At 67.9% G+C, this 15,864-nt stretch carries 17 protein-coding genes; 7 read left to right on the forward strand and 10 right to left on the reverse strand.

Annotation, left to right across the window (positions count from 1 at the left end; genetic code table 11):
- Positions 1-57 precede the first annotated feature (57 nt).
- The 8 genes from ACO1BU_RS02960 to ACO1BU_RS02995 form a co-directional block, all read right to left on the reverse strand.
- Positions 58-1,974, reverse strand: coding sequence for a PAS domain S-box protein (locus tag ACO1BU_RS02960; protein WP_424134406.1), 1,917 nt, complete (start codon positions 1,972-1,974; stop codon positions 58-60).
- A 296-nt stretch (positions 1,975-2,270) separates the two neighbouring features.
- A complete protein-coding gene (locus ACO1BU_RS02965; protein WP_424134407.1) occupies positions 2,271-2,783 on the reverse strand; it encodes a YcnI family protein in 513 nt (170 codons plus the stop codon).
- Between the two features lie 16 nt (positions 2,784-2,799).
- Entirely contained in the window at positions 2,800-3,273 is a 474-nt protein-coding gene (locus ACO1BU_RS02970) for a copper chaperone PCu(A)C (RefSeq protein WP_424134408.1), read from the reverse strand.
- A gap of 70 nt (positions 3,274-3,343) precedes the next feature.
- Positions 3,344-3,712, reverse strand: a complete 369-nt coding sequence (locus ACO1BU_RS02975) for a DUF2946 family protein (protein ID WP_424134409.1) — start codon at positions 3,710-3,712, stop codon at positions 3,344-3,346.
- A 43-nt stretch (positions 3,713-3,755) separates the two neighbouring features.
- Positions 3,756-5,021, reverse strand: coding sequence for an aminopeptidase (locus ACO1BU_RS02980; RefSeq protein ID WP_424134410.1), 1,266 nt, complete (start codon positions 5,019-5,021; stop codon positions 3,756-3,758).
- 69 nt (positions 5,022-5,090) lie between these two features.
- On the reverse strand, positions 5,091-6,710 hold the full coding sequence (locus tag ACO1BU_RS02985; RefSeq protein ID WP_424134411.1) for an ABC transporter substrate-binding protein: 1,620 nt from the start codon (positions 6,708-6,710) through the stop codon (positions 5,091-5,093).
- 37 nt (positions 6,711-6,747) lie between these two features.
- Positions 6,748-7,560 (reverse strand): carbon-nitrogen hydrolase family protein, encoded by an 813-nt coding sequence (locus tag ACO1BU_RS02990; RefSeq protein ID WP_424134412.1) that lies wholly within the window; start codon positions 7,558-7,560, stop codon positions 6,748-6,750.
- Between the two features lie 212 nt (positions 7,561-7,772).
- Positions 7,773-8,198 carry an OsmC family protein gene (locus ACO1BU_RS02995; protein ID WP_424134413.1) on the reverse strand — a complete coding sequence of 142 codons (426 nt, stop codon included), beginning with the start codon at positions 8,196-8,198 and terminating at the stop codon, positions 7,773-7,775.
- Between the two features lie 90 nt (positions 8,199-8,288).
- Between ACO1BU_RS02995 and ACO1BU_RS03000 the strand changes: the two genes are divergently transcribed.
- Both ACO1BU_RS03000 and ACO1BU_RS03005 read left to right on the forward strand, forming a co-directional pair.
- On the forward strand, positions 8,289-8,744 hold the full coding sequence (locus ACO1BU_RS03000; RefSeq protein WP_424134414.1) for a GNAT family N-acetyltransferase: 456 nt from the start codon (positions 8,289-8,291) through the stop codon (positions 8,742-8,744).
- A gap of 60 nt (positions 8,745-8,804) precedes the next feature.
- Complete coding sequence (locus ACO1BU_RS03005) at positions 8,805-9,422, forward strand: SH3 domain-containing protein (RefSeq protein ID WP_424134415.1); 618 nt, start codon at positions 8,805-8,807, stop codon at positions 9,420-9,422.
- Positions 9,423-9,459: 37 nt separating this feature from the next.
- On the opposite strand, the gene ACO1BU_RS03010 is transcribed toward ACO1BU_RS03005, so the two are convergent.
- Positions 9,460-10,035, reverse strand: coding sequence for a LysE family translocator (locus ACO1BU_RS03010; RefSeq protein ID WP_424134416.1), 576 nt, complete (start codon positions 10,033-10,035; stop codon positions 9,460-9,462).
- Between the two features lie 305 nt (positions 10,036-10,340).
- Here ACO1BU_RS03010 and ACO1BU_RS03015 point away from each other — a divergent pair, with 305 nt between their 5' ends.
- The 5 genes from ACO1BU_RS03015 to ACO1BU_RS03035 all read left to right on the forward strand — a co-directional run bounded on the left by ACO1BU_RS03015 (position 10,341) and on the right by ACO1BU_RS03035 (position 15,049).
- On the forward strand, positions 10,341-10,574 hold the full coding sequence (locus tag ACO1BU_RS03015) for a hypothetical protein (protein WP_424134417.1): 234 nt from the start codon (positions 10,341-10,343) through the stop codon (positions 10,572-10,574).
- Between the two features lie 104 nt (positions 10,575-10,678).
- A complete protein-coding gene (ettA, locus tag ACO1BU_RS03020; RefSeq protein ID WP_424134418.1) occupies positions 10,679-12,358 on the forward strand; it encodes an energy-dependent translational throttle protein EttA in 1,680 nt (559 codons plus the stop codon).
- Between the two features lie 21 nt (positions 12,359-12,379).
- A complete protein-coding gene (locus tag ACO1BU_RS03025; protein WP_424134419.1) occupies positions 12,380-12,916 on the forward strand; it encodes a GNAT family N-acetyltransferase in 537 nt (178 codons plus the stop codon).
- 80 nt (positions 12,917-12,996) lie between these two features.
- On the forward strand, positions 12,997-14,175 hold the full coding sequence (locus tag ACO1BU_RS03030; RefSeq protein ID WP_424134420.1) for a M20 aminoacylase family protein: 1,179 nt from the start codon (positions 12,997-12,999) through the stop codon (positions 14,173-14,175).
- Positions 14,176-14,296: 121 nt separating this feature from the next.
- A complete protein-coding gene (locus ACO1BU_RS03035; protein ID WP_424134421.1) occupies positions 14,297-15,049 on the forward strand; it encodes a hypothetical protein in 753 nt (250 codons plus the stop codon).
- 149 nt (positions 15,050-15,198) lie between these two features.
- Here ACO1BU_RS03035 and ACO1BU_RS03040 read toward each other — a convergent pair whose 3' ends face one another.
- On the reverse strand, positions 15,199-15,825 hold the full coding sequence (locus ACO1BU_RS03040; protein ID WP_424134422.1) for an MlaC/ttg2D family ABC transporter substrate-binding protein: 627 nt from the start codon (positions 15,823-15,825) through the stop codon (positions 15,199-15,201).
- Positions 15,826-15,864 lie beyond the last annotated feature (39 nt).

Consider the following 15,864-nt stretch of genomic DNA (forward strand, 5'->3'; position numbering starts at 1 on the left):
TGGCACGCCGCTATGTGGTGAAGGCGGCGGTGAGGCCACCCATGCCGCCCTTCCGGTTCAAACCCGTTCCATCAGGGTCCGCATGAGCACGCGAGACAGCGCGCTGATGGAATAGGGCTTTCTCAGCAGCTCGAAGCCATGCACGTCTTCCGGGGCGCTCACGTGATTGTAGCCGCTCGTGAGAACCACAGGCAGGTCCGCATGGGTGGCGCGGATGTGTTCGGCCAGTTCGAGGCCGCTCATGCCCGGCATCACCACATCGCTGAACACGACGTCATAGGCCCCTGGATCCCGGTCCAGGAGCATGAGCGCTGTCTGGGCATTGGGTGCCCAGGTTGTCTCGTGCCCCATCTCGCGCAGCATTTGGGTCAAGAACTCGCCGACCTCGGAATTGTCCTCCACGACCAGGATCCGTGCGCGAAGCTCGGCGGCTCCTTCCTCCATCAGGTGCGGCCGCGAGCCACTCGCCGATTCCGGCCTGGCCTCGGGAAGATAGATCGTGAAGCTGCTGCCGCGGCCAGGTTCACTCTCGACCTGGACCTCTCCGCCGGACTGCTTGGCAAAGCCATAGACCTGGCTAAGCCCGAGGCCGGTGCCCTTGCCGACCTCCTTGGTCGTGAAGAATGGCTCGAAGATCCGCACCAGCGCCTCAGGGGCGATGCCGCAGCCCGTATCGGACACCGAAACCGCCACGAACCTGCCTGCGGCTCCCGTGTGGCCCCGCACCGGCGGCACCCGGTCGGTCTGCCGGACACGCAAGGTAAGCCGGCCTTCCCCGTTCATCGCGTCCCGGGCATTCACGGCGAGATTGATCAGGGCCGTCTCGAACTGGCTGATGTCGGCCACCACGGCGCATTTCTGGTAGTCGAGATCGACCTGCACCGCCACGCGAGAGCCCGTCAGGGTCCGTATCATCTCCGCGACCGAGCGGACGCGTTCGCAGGCATCGAATATCTCGGGCTTGAGCGCCTGCCGCCGCGCAAAGGCAAGCAACTGGCCGGTCAGGCGGGCTGCGCGGTCTGCAGTGTCGGCGATGGCATCGACGTAGCGCTGACGGCGCTCTTCCGGCAGCCCGGGGCGGCGGAGCAGGTCGGCGGAGGAGCGAATGATGGTCAGCAGGTTGTTGAAGTCGTGCGCCACGCCGCCCGTGAGCTGGCCGATCGCCTCCATTTTCTGCGATTGGCGCAGGGCCTCCTCAGCGGCCAGCAAGGCTGCGGCCTGCTCCTTCTCGGTCGTGATGTCGCGTGCCGTGGCGTGCAGGAACTCCGCATCCCGGGTGGCGGTCCATGATAGCCAGCGGTAGCCCCCGTCCCGGGTGCGGCAGCGGTTCTCGAAGCGCGGCGCGGGCTGCCCGGCCTTCAGAGAACGCGCAGTTTTACCCGTCGCGGCGACATCATCCGGATGAATCAGGTCAAGAAAGTTCGTCCCGAGCAATTCGGCCTCGGTCCAGCCGAGCTGGGCCGTCCAGGCCGGGTTCATGGCGGTGACGGTACCCTCAAGCGTCGTGACCAGCAGGAGATCGGCCGAGAGCCGCCACATGCGGTCCCGGCTTGCCTCGGCCCGCTTGATCTCGGTGTTGTCGAGAACGCAGTTCACGAAACCCATGAAGGTGCCGGAGTCGTCGAACAGCGGGGCGACATTGGCGGATACGTTGCGCCGGGTGCCGTCCGGGCGTCCGACGATCGCCTCGAAGCTGATGGCCTTCCTGGTTCTCAGGACATCGGCCAAGGGTGTTTCGGAATGTGGTACGTAGGTACCGTCGGCCAGATAGAGGCGGTGCGCCCCGCAGAAGCGCTGCTGGGTGTTCCCAAGAGCGGGAGTGACGCCCCAGAGCTCCTCGGCTCGCCTGTTGTAGGCGACCAGAACCCCCTCTGCATCGCAGACATAAACCGCGACCGGCATATTCTCGATCAGGTCGCGGCTGAACCACCCGGACCAGGGGGGCTGGGTAGCCGTCATAAGTCTGAGGGCCAAAGGCGTTAACTCCAAAGACCTTGTGTCCAGGATATCACGGTCCAGGCGTCACGTGGCCGTTATTTGTTAGTTCTGAAACTTTCGGGCGCGATGAGGGTCATCTCACCCTGCCTGTGCTGCCCAGGGCCTAAGATTGGGCGACTGCCCTGACGTAGAAGTTGGACAGGGCAATGCGGCCTCATCACGGACCGGTTCGGGTGGAACCTGCCACGCCATATCCAGGCCGGTCGGCACAGGGTCCGCAAGGGCAAGGCGGATGGGGCGAGAAAGCTCCCGCCCCAGGCGCGTCGTCGGCGCTACGGCTTCGCCACCACGCGCACGGCCGGCGCTGGATCCCGCACACGCTCCCCTGGGGCCGAGGGCCGGGCCATCCAGCGCGACACGGCCCCGCCCTCGCATTCCTGCAGGACGGGGAAGGTGATCACCCCGCCTGGCTCGGCCGGGGTTCGGACGAGTAGCACGAATTCGTCGAAGAAGGCGTCGTCGAGCCGCCCGCCGGTCCAGGCAATCTCGCCCGGAGCAGGGGCGGCGTGGTGCCCGGCATGGCCGGCATGGTCAGCCACCGGTGCCGGGCTGACGCCCAGCATCCAGCCCGGATGCGGCATGGGCCGGGCGGCGCGCAGCTCGGGCGGCACGGTGATGCGGATGCCCGTGGTGGCCGCCCCCTGGCAGCCATGGCCCACCCAGAAGGTCAGGCGGACATAGCTGTCCGCCGGCACCTCGGCCCGGTCCAGCACGACATGTGCGTGGGCCGGGGCAGCAAGGATTGCGAGAAGGCCGAGCGCGGCCGCTGCGGAACGAAGGGCCATGGTCCGTCCCTCCCGCTTAGTGCTGATGCTGCATGGCGGGCGCGGTGGCGCCTGCGGCCTGCACGGGCACCTGCAGCTCGACCTTGCCCGCATGCTCGAAGGTCAGGGTCAGGGGCAGGGTGGTGCCGGGCCGCAGCGCCTCGGTCAGTCCCATCATCATCAGATGCGCCCCGCCCGGGCGCAGCGTGACGCTACCGCCCGGCGGCACCTCAAGCCCGGCCACGGGCCGCATCCGCATCACCTCGCCGTCCCGCACGGTTTCATGCACCTCGGTGCTGCGGGCCAGGGGGGTGGAGGCGGAAATTAGTCGGTCCGGCTGGCTGCCGGTGTTGCGCAGGGTCAGGAAGGCGCCACCGGTGCCGCCCTTGATGGCCGCGCGGGCCCAGGGCTGCTCGACGGCAATGCCGCCCTGCTGCGCGGCAAGAGGATGAATGAAGGCAAGGGCGCCCAGCGCGGCCAGCCCGGCCACGGCGCGACGGGAAAGGGACATGATTCTGATCCGTTGAAGCGAAGGATGGGCGCGCAGCAGCGCCCGTATCAAAGGGTTCGGAAGGAACGGATCAGGCGAAGGGTGGCGCGCGCGGAAGCTGAGGCGGCGCGCGGGGCGGAAGCGGGGGGAGCCCGGGCCGCTCGGGTGCCGTGGCGGGCAGGGCGTATCCCGTGGGAACCGGCAGGATCAGCGGCGTGGGCGGCGGTGCGGCGCTGGGCGCCAGGCAGGGCGCGCAGCAATCCGGCACGGTCTGATGATCCGCCGGCTGCCCATCCTCTCCGACCAGGATGGTCCGAGGGCCATGGGCGCTGCACAATTCCACCGCACTGGCGCGGCCCAGCGCGGCCAGGGCGCGCGCATGCGGCTCCATCGCCGATGCCCCTTGGAGCAGCAGCAGAAGGGCGAGAAGGCGAACCAGGCCGGACCGCAGGCGGCGCATGGAGACGGCTCTAGCCGAGCCGCCTCCTGAAGTCACCCGCCGGTCAGGAGACCCACTCGCCGCCGCGCATCACCGGCGTGCGATTCCCGGCCGCGTCGAGCCCGTCCACCTCGACCTCCGGGGAGCCGATCATCCAGTCCACATGGATCAGGCTGCGGTTCGCTCCGCGTCGCACCAGTTCCTCCTCGGAGAACTGGTCCACGAAGCACTTGGAATAGGCCTGGCCGAGCGCGATGTGGCTGGCCGCGTTCTCGTCGAAGAGCGTGTTCAGGAACAGGATCCCGCTCTTCGCGATGGGGTTGGAGCTGGGCACCAGCGCCACCTCGCCGAGTTGCCGCGCGCCGGCATCGGTGGAGATCATCTGCTCCAGCACGGATTGGCCGCGCGTCGCATGCGCCTCCACGATCGCGCCTGCCTCGAAGCGCACGCGGATGCCGTCGATCAGCGTGCCCTGGTGGGAGAGCGGCTTGGTGGCGGAGACGACGCCCTGGGTCATCGCCCGGTGCGGGGTGGTGAAGACCTCCTCCGTCGGGATGTTTGGGTTGCCATAGACGCCGTTCTTGGCGGTGCTCGCCCCGCCCATCCAGGCATGGCCCTCTGCCAGCCCGACGATCAGGTCCGTGCCCGGCCCGCGGAAATGCAGGGCGTGGAAACGCTGCTCGTTCAGCCGATCCTGCCGCGCCTTGAGATTGGCGTTATGCGCGGCCCAGGCGGCGATCGGGTCGGGCGTGGTCACGCGGGTGATCGAGTAGATCGCGTCCCACAGCTTACCCACGGCTTCCTCGGGCGTGGCGTCGGGGAACACCGCCTGCGCCCAGGCCGGATGCGCGAAGGGTACCAGGGTCCAGTTGATGTAGCCGTCCGTGATCAGGTCCAGCGCCGGGCGATAGGCGCGCGACAGCGCCTTATTGGCCCGCGCCACCTTCGCCGGATCCTGCGCAGAGAGCAGCGAGGGATCCGCACCCACAATGGCCAGCCGCGCCGCGCCGCCGCGGAAGGCCGAGGCCATGCCCTCATAGAGCCAGCCGGCCGCGACATCGAAGCTCTCGTCCCGTGCATGCTGGTAGCGCAGCAAGGTGGACTTCTCGTCGGAGAAGATGGTCGTCACCAGGGAAGCGCCGGCCTTGTAGGCATGCTCGGTGATCAGCCGGGCCAGGGGCAGCGCCTCGACTGGCGCCGTCATCATCAGTTCCTGCCCGGGCACTAGCCCTAGCCCCACCTTCACGGCCAGTTCCGCCAGCTTGTTCAGGCGGGCGTCATCGGAGGCCGTGTCGGGGGAGGAGGCGGCGGTAAAGGGAGCGAGGTCCATAGGCAAATCTCCTGTCCCCGCGAAGATCGAAGCCGGGACAGGGATGGGCAAGGGGGGAGGGACCCCCGATCAGGCCTCCCGCTTCACGTTCAGCGGCAGGGTCATCCCCCGCCGTCCCACCTGGAGCCCGCGGCGGTAGGCGCAGTCCACGAAATACTGGCCCAGCGGCCAGTAAGGAACATCCTGGAAGAACTGCGCCTGGATGGCCCGGCCGATGCGCTTCTGCGCCTCGGCGTCGGGTGCTTCCAGCCATTCGTCGCGCAGGCTTTCCAGCCGCGGGATAGTCGGCCAGCCGAACCAGGCATCCTGGCCATTGGCCCGCAGCAGCGGATGCCCGCCGGGGTTGGAAAGGTCATCGCCCCCGAACAGCACGACAACCGCGTTCCACCCGCCCTGGGATGGCGGCGCCCTGTTGCCACGCCGTTGCAGCATGCTGCCCCAGTCGGAGACCGCGTCCTCCACCTCGAAGCCGACCTTCTTCAGCATGTCGATCGCGACAAGCGTCAGGGCGTTGTTGTTCGGCTGGTCCGCCGGATCCAGCACCACGACTTTCGCGCCCGCTTTGCCGGTAGCCGCCACGGCGGCCTTCGCGGCCGCGATGTCGCGCGGCCCCGTCAGCACCGAAAGACCCTCATCCGAGGCCAGGGCGGAGCCCGGCGGGAAGCAGCCGACGCCATCGGACCACAGGCGGCGATCATCGCCCATGATGGCCTGCATGTAGTCGGACTGCACGATCGCGGGCCACAGGGCGCGCCGCACCGCCGGGTCGTCGAAGGGCGGGTGCAGGTGGTTCGGGCGCAGCATCACCACCGTGCCCACCGTCTCGATCCGGTCGATCACCACGTCCCGCCGGCGGGCCAGGATGGGGCGCTGGTCGTTCTGCATGCGCTCCCACATGTCCACCTCCCCGGCCTGCAGCGCGGCGCTGGCCGTGCCGGGATCGGCGATGTTCAGCCAGACCATCCGCTCGAAATGCGCGAGCTTCGGCCCGGCTGTCACGCCGGGCGTGCCCACGGGTGTCGGGACGTAGCGGTCATAGCGGCGATAGACGACCTGCGATCCCGAGCGGCGCTCCTCCGCCACGAAGCGATAGGGGCCGGACCCCACGATCTCCGTCAGTTGCTGCGTCGCCGGCAGGTTCGCGAAGCGCTCCGGCATGATGAAGCAGGGGTAGGAGGAGGCCTTGCCCAGGGCGTCCAGCATCACGCCGAAGGGCCGCTTCAGCCGGATCTCGAAACGCCGGTCGTCCAGGGCGCGGATTTCGTCCATCCGTGCGGCCAGGGTCTGCCCATGCGTGTCGCGCGCCATCCAGCGCCGGACGGAGGCGACCGCGTCGGCGGCGCGGATCTTCTCCCCGTCGTGGAAGGTCGGGCCGTCGCGCAGGGTGAAGACCCAGCGCCGCCCGTCATCCTCCACCACATGCCCCTCCGCGAGCTGTGGCTGCGGCCGGTAATCCGCATCCAGCCCGTAGAGCGTGTCCCAGCACATATGCCCGTGATTGCGCAGCGCATAGGAGGTGGAGGAGAGCGGATCGATCTGCGCCACATCCGCCTGCGGGATAAAGCGGAGCGTATGGGCCGCCTCCCCTTGCACGATGCCGGGTTGGGCCATCGCGGGGGCTGCGCGGACCATCGCCGCGGCAGCGGTACCCAGGGCGGCGGTGCCCAGAAGGGTGCGGCGTGATGTCATTGGCCCTCTCCCATTCATGCCGGCGGAGCCTCTCCGCTCAGACGGCCAGCGAGTAGTACACTATGCTGCCGCCATTGACCTGCGCGCTCGAGATGCCCGAGGCGGGAAGGGCGCTGTTCCTGTCATAGGGACCGCCAGCGGGATAGACGGCAATCCCCATATCGGCGCCGCCGATGTCGCATTGCGCGACATAACCGCCTGGCCGTGCGGCCACGCTGCCCGCCAGAACCGTCATGGAATCCGAGACGAGAATATGCACGTCGATGGCTTTGTTGGCGCTGGCGTTCCACCTCTTCAACTTACCGCCCTTGCCACCCACGCTGTTATGGTCCCCGCAGACTTCCAGGCCGAAATTGACCCCTTCCACGCTGAAGAACGGATCGCTGCTCTTCGTGTCATAGACCAGGTCCGCGCTGATCTTTCCCGCGGTGCCGTCGTCGAAGTCCTTGTAGGCCTTCAGGAGGAACTTGCCGCCCCGCAGCACCGGGCAGAGATTATATGCGACGGTGCGGGTGCCATCGGATTTCTGGTAGAAGATGGATCCCGCCACCAGGACCAGCGACCCGGCCTTGGAGGAGATCTTCTTGAGCCCTGAATAGAGGCCGTGCTTTGCGCCGCGCGTCATGGCGAGCGCGCCCTGCTGCCTGTAGCGCTGGCCGATCTCTCCATAGCCTGACCAGAAATACTCCGGCGCCAGGAGCATGCGCACACCGGGGCGGCCGGCCTGCTGGGCCCGTAGCACGGCATCGGCCTGCATGACGGTCATCCCGAATTCCGTGATCCGGTTGCTGGAATCCGGGCCGAAGGTGTTCTTGTTCACCTTCAGCATCCCGATTGTCACATGCGGCATCGTTCCTCTCCGGTCGGACGGATCGCGTGGGGAGTCGTTCCGACGCGGCACGCGAATCCCGGTACAATCCGGCCGTGCCAGAGCGCGCGCAAGCCCGACAGGGACATGGCGTGCCGGGCCGCGGCATCCGACCGTCCGGTGCAATGGACGTGCCGGTGGCGCGGGCGTTCTGGGGCGCCCACGCCGTCCGGCACTGGCCGCAGCCGCGCGAATCAGGCCTCCAGGGTCGCGTCCAGAGAGATCTCGGCGTTCAGCACCTTGGAGACCGGGCAATTCTCCTTCGCCTTGGCCGCCAGCTCCTGGAACTGCGCGTCATTCGTGCCCGGCACCTTCGCGCGCAGCGTCAGGTGGATCTTGGTGATCGCCCAGCCCTCGCCCACCTTGTCGAAGGTGACCTCCGCGCCCGTGTCCATCCGCTCCGCCGTCAGCCCCGCCCCGCCGAGCACGGCCGAGAGCGCCATGGTGAAGCAGCCGGCATGGGCGGCGCCGATCAGCTCCTCGGGATTGGTGCCCTTCACCCCCTCGAAGCGCATGGCATAGCCATAGGGATGGGCGTTCAGCGCTCCGCTCTCGGTGGAGATGGTGCCGCGGCCGTCCTTGAAGCCGCCCTGCCAGCTGGCGGAACCGTGCCTCTTCATCGCGCTTCTCCTCATAACATGGGCCGACGACGCGCCCGCCCCGTCAGAGCATTGGGGCGGCGCGACGCCCGGCAGGCAAGGGAAGAACACATGGCACCGGGAACACGATACGGCGTGGATCTTCGTGCCGCGCTGCCGGCCGATTCCTCGGACCTCGCGGCCCTGCTCGGTGGCACCCCGCGCGGAATGGCCCAGCGGCTGGAAGCGCTGGCGCAGGACCCTGCCTCGGCCGTCCTTGTCGCCACGGGCTGGAACGGCGCCGCGATCGGGGTCATCGCGCTGCACTGGCACCCGACCCTGACCACGGACCGCCCCCTGGCCCGGATCACCGCCCTGGCGGTGGCGGAGGAGGAACGCCGCAACGGCATCGGTCGCCTGCTCATCAAGGCTGGCGCCCAGGCCGCCCGCTCCGCCGGCTGCGACCTGCTGGAAGCCGCCCCGCCGGAGGAGGGAGGCGCGACGGCCTTTCTCCAGGCCCTCGGCTTTACGGGGGTGGGGAGCAATTTCGCCCGTCCTCTCCGGAAGCGCAGTATCGATACGCCATAATCCTGCCGCGCATCGCAGGGCACGAAGAGACGTTCACCCCGGACACCGCAGGAGAACCCGATGCGATCCGCCTTCCTTCCGGCCGCCGCGCTGCTCCTGGCCCTTGCCGCGCCGGCCTCCGCCGCCCCCGGCTTCGCCACCGGCAATGTCAACCTGCGCGCCGGCCCCGGCACTAACTATCCCCAGGTGACCGTGGTCCCGGCCGGCGCTCCGGTCGAGATTTTCGGCTGCCTCGAGGGCTATAGCTGGTGCGATGTCGGCTTTGGCCAGGTGCGCGGCTGGGTCTCGTCCAACTACCTGCAAAATCTCTATGAGAGCCGCCGCGTGCCGCTGGTCGAATACGCGCCGCGGGTGGGCGTGCCCATCATTGCCTTCAGCTTCGGCGACTACTGGGGCAGCCATTACCGCGGCCGGCCCTGGTACGCGGACCGCGACCGCTGGGGAGGGCCGCCTCCGCGCGCGGCCTTCCGCGGGCCGCCGCCTCCCGGCTGGCACCCCGACCGAGGCCCCGATCGGCGCGACGGCCCGCACGACCGCCGGGCGGACTGGCGGGATGACCGCCATGACGATCGCCGCGATTGGCGGGACGAGCGGCGCGATGAGCGGCGGGACAGGCGGGAGGACCGGCGCGAGGAGCGCCAGGACCGCCGCGAGGAACGGCGCGACCGCCACGAATAGCCCTTGTCCGCGCGGGGAGGGGGCGAGCCCCTTCCCCTCAGCGGAACATCGGCCCGACCACCAGCACCACGGCGAAGGCGCCGACCACCGCCGCCCCGAGGCGTGGCACCAGCCCGGCGTGCCCCAATGTGCCGGCCGCGCGGCCCAGCGCCGCGCCCAGGGCGATCCAGCTCAGCGCTACCCCGGCGAGCAGCCCGACAAAGCCGAGCAGATAGGGCCACCAGACCGCCGTCCCGAAGGGAATGACACCCAGGGCGAAGACAAGCGCCTTGGGGTTCAGCAGCGTCGTCACGAAGACCTGCCGGGGGGTGACCGGCGCCACGGAGAGGTCCACCGCCCCCCGCCGCCACAGCTTCACCGCCAGCCCGGCCAGATAGGCCCCGACCGCCAGCCGCAATCCGATAGCCACCGCCGGCATGGAGGCGATCACCGGCCCGAGCGCCAGGCCGACGCTCAGGATGGAAATCAGGTATCCGCAGGCCTCCGCCGGCACCAGGGGCAGCGCCCGCCGGAACCCCATGGTTCCGCCCGCGGTGGCCAGCAGCGTGTTGGTCGGGCCGGGTGTGCCGAGGATCAGCAACACGGTCAGAACGAAAAGGGTCGGGTCCTGCATGGCCTCTCCGGGGTCGGGCCCCGTGGCGCATCCCCTGCGGCAGCCCGTCAGGGGAGCTTCTATCGCCGGGGCCACCAGGCGGCCAAGGCGGCAAAAGCCGGATCGTTCTGGCTTTGCTGCACCAAAGAGCGAATGGGCTTTCCCCGGCGCCATCGCCTTCCCATATTAGGGGTGTGTCCCGTCGCCACGAGAAACGTGCCGCGCGCAGTGATCGCGCAGCCCCACCCCCGGTCGACGCCGATGCGCCCTGTCCGCTCTGCCAGCGCCCGATTCCGCCCGGCGCGCGCGCCAGCCGCCATCATCTGGTGCCCCGGCTAAAGGGCGGCACGCATAGAGGAACGGTCCGGCTGCATCATATCTGTCACCAGGCCATCCATGCCCACTTCAGCGAGACCGAGCTGGCCCGTGAACTAGCCGATCCGGGCGCCCTGCGCGCGGAGCCGCGCCTGGCCGGATTTCTGGCCTGGGTGGCCGGGAAGCCACCGGACTTCCATGCCCCTACCCACCGGGCGCGGGACCGCACCCCGAAATGGCGCTGACCGCGCCCCGTACCCTCTCCTGAACCTTCCTTAACCCTTGCCTTGGCGTGGCAGGGTGCCGCGGTTAGAACGCGGCGCTGCAGCACGCCTACCGGAGCCCTACCATGGCCGCCTACCAGTACGTCTACGTCATGAAGGACCTCACCAAGTCCTATCCGGGCGGCCGTGAGGTCTTCAAAGGCATCACCCTGTCCTTCCTGCCCACCGCCAAGATCGGCGTTCTCGGCCCCAATGGCGCGGGTAAGTCGACCCTGATGCGGATCATGGCGGGGCAGGATAAGGAGTATGGCGGCGAGGCCTGGGCGGCCGAGGGCGTGCGCGTCGGCTATCTCTCCCAGGAGCCGCATCTCGATCCCACCAAGACCGTGGGCGAGAATGTCCGCGACGCCTTTGGCACGCTGACCGCCGATCTCGAGCGCTTCAACGAGATCAGCATGAAGTTCGCCGAGGAAATGTCCGAGGACGAGATGAACGCCCTGCTGGCCGAGCAGGCCGAGCTGCAGGAGCGGATCGACGCCGCCAATGGCTGGGATCTCGACCGTACGGTGGACATCGCCCTCGACGCCCTGCGCTGCCCGCCGGCCGAGAGCGCCGTGACCCATCTTTCCGGCGGTGAGCGCCGCCGCGTGGCCCTCTGCAAGCTGCTGCTCGAGAAGCCCGACCTGCTGCTGCTGGACGAGCCGACCAACCACCTGGACGCGGAGAGCGTGTCCTGGCTGGAAAAGACGCTGCGCGAATACGAGGGCGCCGTGCTGGTCGTGACCCACGACCGCTACTTCCTGGATAACGTGACCAACTGGATTCTCGAGGTCGATCGTGGCCGCGGCATCCCGTATGAGGGCAACTACTCCTCCTACCTCGCCGCCAAGCGCAAGCGCCTCCAGCAGGAGGAGAAGGAAGAGAGCGCCCGCCAGCGTCAGCTGGCCGAGGAGCAGGAGTGGATCGGCCGTTCCCCCGCCGCCCGCCAATCCAAGAGCAAGGCGCGCATCCAGGCCTATGAGGAGCTTCTGCAGAAGAGCCTCGACAAGGCCCCGGACCCCACCGAGATTCAGATTCCGCCTGCGCCGCGCCTGGGCAACACGGTCATTGTGGCCGAGCACATCCGCAAGGGCTACGGCAACCGCCTGCTGATCGACGACCTGTCCTTCAAGCTGCCGCCCGGCGGCATTGTCGGCGTCATCGGCCCGAACGGCGCCGGCAAGACCACGCTGTTCAAGATGATCACCGGCCGCGACAAGCCCGATAGCGGCACCCTGGTCGTCGGTGACAGCGTGCAGCTCGGCTATGTCGATCAGAGCCGCGACACGCTGAACGACAAGAACACGGTCTGGCAGGAGATTTCCGAGGGCCAGGACCTCATCACCATGGGCAAGCGCCAGGTGCCGTCGCGCGCCTATTGCGCTGCCTTCAACTTTAAGGGTGGCGACCAGCAGAAGCCGGTCGGCGTGCTCTCGGGCGGTGAGCGCAACCGCGTGCATCTCGCGAAGATGCTCAAGAACCCGCACAACGTGCTGCTGCTGGACGAGCCGACCAACGACCTGGACGTGGACACCCTCCGCGCCCTGGAAGAGGCGCTGACGGATTTCGCGGGCTGCGCGGTGATCATCTCGCATGACCGCTGGTTCCTGGACCGCCTCGCGACCCACATCCTCGCCTTCGAGGGCGACAGCCATGTCGAGTGGTTCGAGGGTAACTATCAGGCCTATGAGGCCGACAAGCGACGCCGCATGGGCGCGGCGGCTGATGAGCCGCATCGGATCAAGTACCGTCCCCTGACCCGGTGAGGGTCAGGATGACGCATCTGATTGGGTAGCGGCACGATGCAGGCCGCTTCGCAGCTCATCTATTCCCGCGTCGTGAAAACGGCGCGGCTGACGCTTCTGCCTGTCGGGAAGGAAAACCTTCCCGACCTCATCCGCCTGAAGGCTGATCCCGAGGCTTTCGGGCTGATGCTTCATGGCGTGCGCACGCCGGAGCGCACCCAGGAGGAGCTGGAGGACGACATCGATTTCTGGGAGGTGCGGGGCTATGGCACCTGGGCCGTGCACCGCACCGAGGATGGCGAGTTCCTCGGCATCGTCGGGCTGATGGAGCGCCCGGATGGGCGCGGCGTCGCCCTGCGCTATGCGCTCTGGCCGCATTGCCGCGGTCATGGCTATGCGCGGGAGGCGGCAAAGGCGGCGTTGGAATACGGCCACGCTGCCGGCCTGCGCCGTATCATTGCCGTCGCGCGGGAGACGAACACGGCCTCCTGTGCCGTCATGGCCGATATCGGGATGACCCCTGCTGGTGAGTTCCGGAACCAGGGGCACCGGATGCTGGTCTTCGAGAGCGTCCGTTAGGGCATTCAGCCTTTGGCAGGACCGGTTGCCGACTGGTTCTTCCCGCCGCATCCTCGGGCGGTCCTGCCGGGAGCCCTACCATGCCGACCCTTGCCCCCATCGAAGCCCTGCGCCCGGAGATGCAGGAGTGGCGCCGCGACTTCCACGCCCATCCCGAAACGGGTTTTCAGGAGATTCGCACCTCCGGGATCGTGGCGGAGAAGTTGGAATCCTGGGGCATCGAGGTGCATCGCGGCATCGGCCGGACAGGTGTCGTCGGCGTGCTGCGCGGCAAGCGCCCGGGCAATCGCAGCATCGGGCTGCGCGCCGATATGGACGCGCTGCCCATGCCGGAGCTGAACGACTTCGCGCATCGCAGCACCAATCCGAATGCCATGCATGCCTGTGGCCATGACGGCCACACCGCGATGCTGCTCGGCGCCGCCAAGCACCTGGCCGCCACGCGCGACTTCCCGGGCACGGTCCACTTCATCTTCCAGCCTGCCGAGGAAGGCCTGACCGGCGCGCTGGAAATGGTGAAGGAGGGCCTTTTCACGCGGTTTCCCTGCGACACCGTTTACGGGCTGCACAACCATCCGAGCATGCCGCTGGGCATGGTCGCCATCCGCCCGGGCACGGTGCTGGCGGCCGTGGATTATTTCAGCATCCGCCTTTTCGGGAAGAGCAGCCACGGCGCCGAGCCGCATAACGGCCTCGACCCGCTGCCCTGCGCCGTGCAGATCTATAACGCGCTGCAAACCCTGGTCAGCCGCCGCACGGACCCGCACGACACGGCTGTCGTCAGCGTCGGCCAGTTCCATGCCGGCACCTCCGACATCGTGCTGCCGGAGATGGTGGAGCTGCGCGGAACCATTCGCACCCTGCGCCCCGAGACGCATGACCGTCTGGCCGCGCTGTTCCGCCAGATGGTTGAGGGTACCGCCGCCGCCCATGGCGTGCGGCTGGAGCTGGACCTGAACTACTCCTATCCGCCCACCATCAATACGCCCGCCCAGGCCATGCTGGCCACCGAGGCTGCGGCCGATGTGGTCGGGGAGGCCGGCATCAAGCCCGACCTGCCCTCGCTGACCGCCGGCGAGGATTTTGCCTATATGCTGCGCGAGACGCCCGGCGCCTTCCTCCTGCTCGGCCAGGCAGGGGAGGCGGAGACCAGCCGCACCCCAGTCCATAACGGTCGCTACGACTTCAACGACGACCTGCTTCCGATCGGGGCAAGCTGTCTTGTACGGATCGTGGAGCGTGAATTGGCAGGGGCATGATGCCATCCAGGCGAGGCGTTCTTCCGTCCGATACTGCTCGGAGCAGGGGGATCACGTCGCTGTGGACAGTAGATTGAGATCGTTTCCATGATGCTTGCCAGCACTGGCGAGGATCGGCCCGATGGCCCTGGCGAGAGAGTATTTTCCTTCCGATACCATCAAGATCATCAATCAGTCAGAATCACTGATGGTCCGTAACGGCCGCCGGATGACGAATATGGTTACCGAAGGCAATGTCGCGCATTCCATTGGCCGTCACCTTCTCCGCGGGGCACCAGGCTCGCGCGGCCTTGGCATTGGCGAGAAGGACTTCGCGGATCGCTTCCTGAACAGCCCGGAGAATCTCAGTTCAGCCTGGATGGGGAAGGGGGAAATGGCGATCCTGCTGTGCGAGCTCCTTAACTCCGAGATCGGGCAGCTCGCGCTGAGGCGTCTCGATACAGGCGTTCCCCGCGTCGTGGTGCACTACCTCAACCAGAACAAGCTCGCGGCGCTCCTGCATGGCGCACAGTTCAAGGAGAGCCGGGTCATCGTGACCCCGGCCTCCGAAAAGATCGTGCTGGAGAAGCTGTTTAATTCCAAGACGGGCGCGCCCATCATGGTCAATGGCGTGCAGAAGGAGATCCAGAGGAAGATCCCGATCCCCAGGACCGCTTCCTCCGAGGTAAAGGCCAAGCAGATCATCGCCGTGAACGCCGTGCTCGACCGCTTCAACTCGCCCTCTTCCGGCCTTCACCTCCAGCCCCTCTATCCCAGCAGCGAGGCCACCGAGAGTTATGCGGAATGGCGGGTGGGGGGAGTCAGCATGACCGCGGGCTTCAGCAAGGGGCAGGTTGTTGAGCGGATGATGCCGCGCGACTTCGGCACTGCCTGAAGGGCAGACTTACTGATCAACAGAGAGAGCCGCCCCGCGGCAATCCGCTCCGGCGGACGGAGACATGGCCGACGCCAACACGGCGCCGGCCCGCTCTGGCAGCTTGAAAGGCAGCACTTCCGACGGCAGGAAGGCGCCCCGGCCGGGGACTAGCGCCCCTCGCGCGCCGCCAGCTGCGCCACCTGGTTCCGCATCGCATCCAGCAGTGCCGAAACCCGCCCGCCATTCCGGCTGATCACGGCGGAATATTCGCTGCGCGTGGTCAGCCGCAGCGAGGTTCCCTCGGCGATCACATCCACCACGCGGGGCTGGCCGTTCACCTCGCCCACGCGCCAGTCCAGCGAGAAGGCGGGTTGGTTCGGCCGCTCGATGATGGTGTTCACCAGGGTATCGTCCTCTGTCCGCTGCTGGCTGCGGCCGAGGGAGAAACGCACCCCCTGGTATTCGCCGAACCGGGCGGCGAGATTATGGATCAGCGTCTCCTCGAAAAGACGCATGTAGTCCGCCTGCTCCTGCGGCGTGGCCTGACGCCACCAGCGGCCCAGGATGAAGCGGCCGACCCCGTCGACATCCACCGCGCGGCGCAGGATGGCGGCCACCTGTTCCCGCCGCTGCGCCACGGACCCACGACCGTTGATGGCGGCCACCAGCTCCTGGCCCGTGGACTGGATGAAGGTGGCGGCGCGGGAGGAGTCCACGGTCTGCGCCTGCGCGGGCAGGGCGCGCGCAAGCAAGAGCGCGGCGCCAGCGGCCAGGAGGGTGCGTCGTTCAATCATCGGATCAGCGTTCTCGTTTTCTCTGTTCAGTGCGCAGGC

This window comes from Roseomonas chloroacetimidivorans (assembly GCF_049629625.1).
Taxonomy (GTDB): Bacteria; Pseudomonadota; Alphaproteobacteria; order Acetobacterales; family Acetobacteraceae; genus Roseomonas; species Roseomonas chloroacetimidivorans.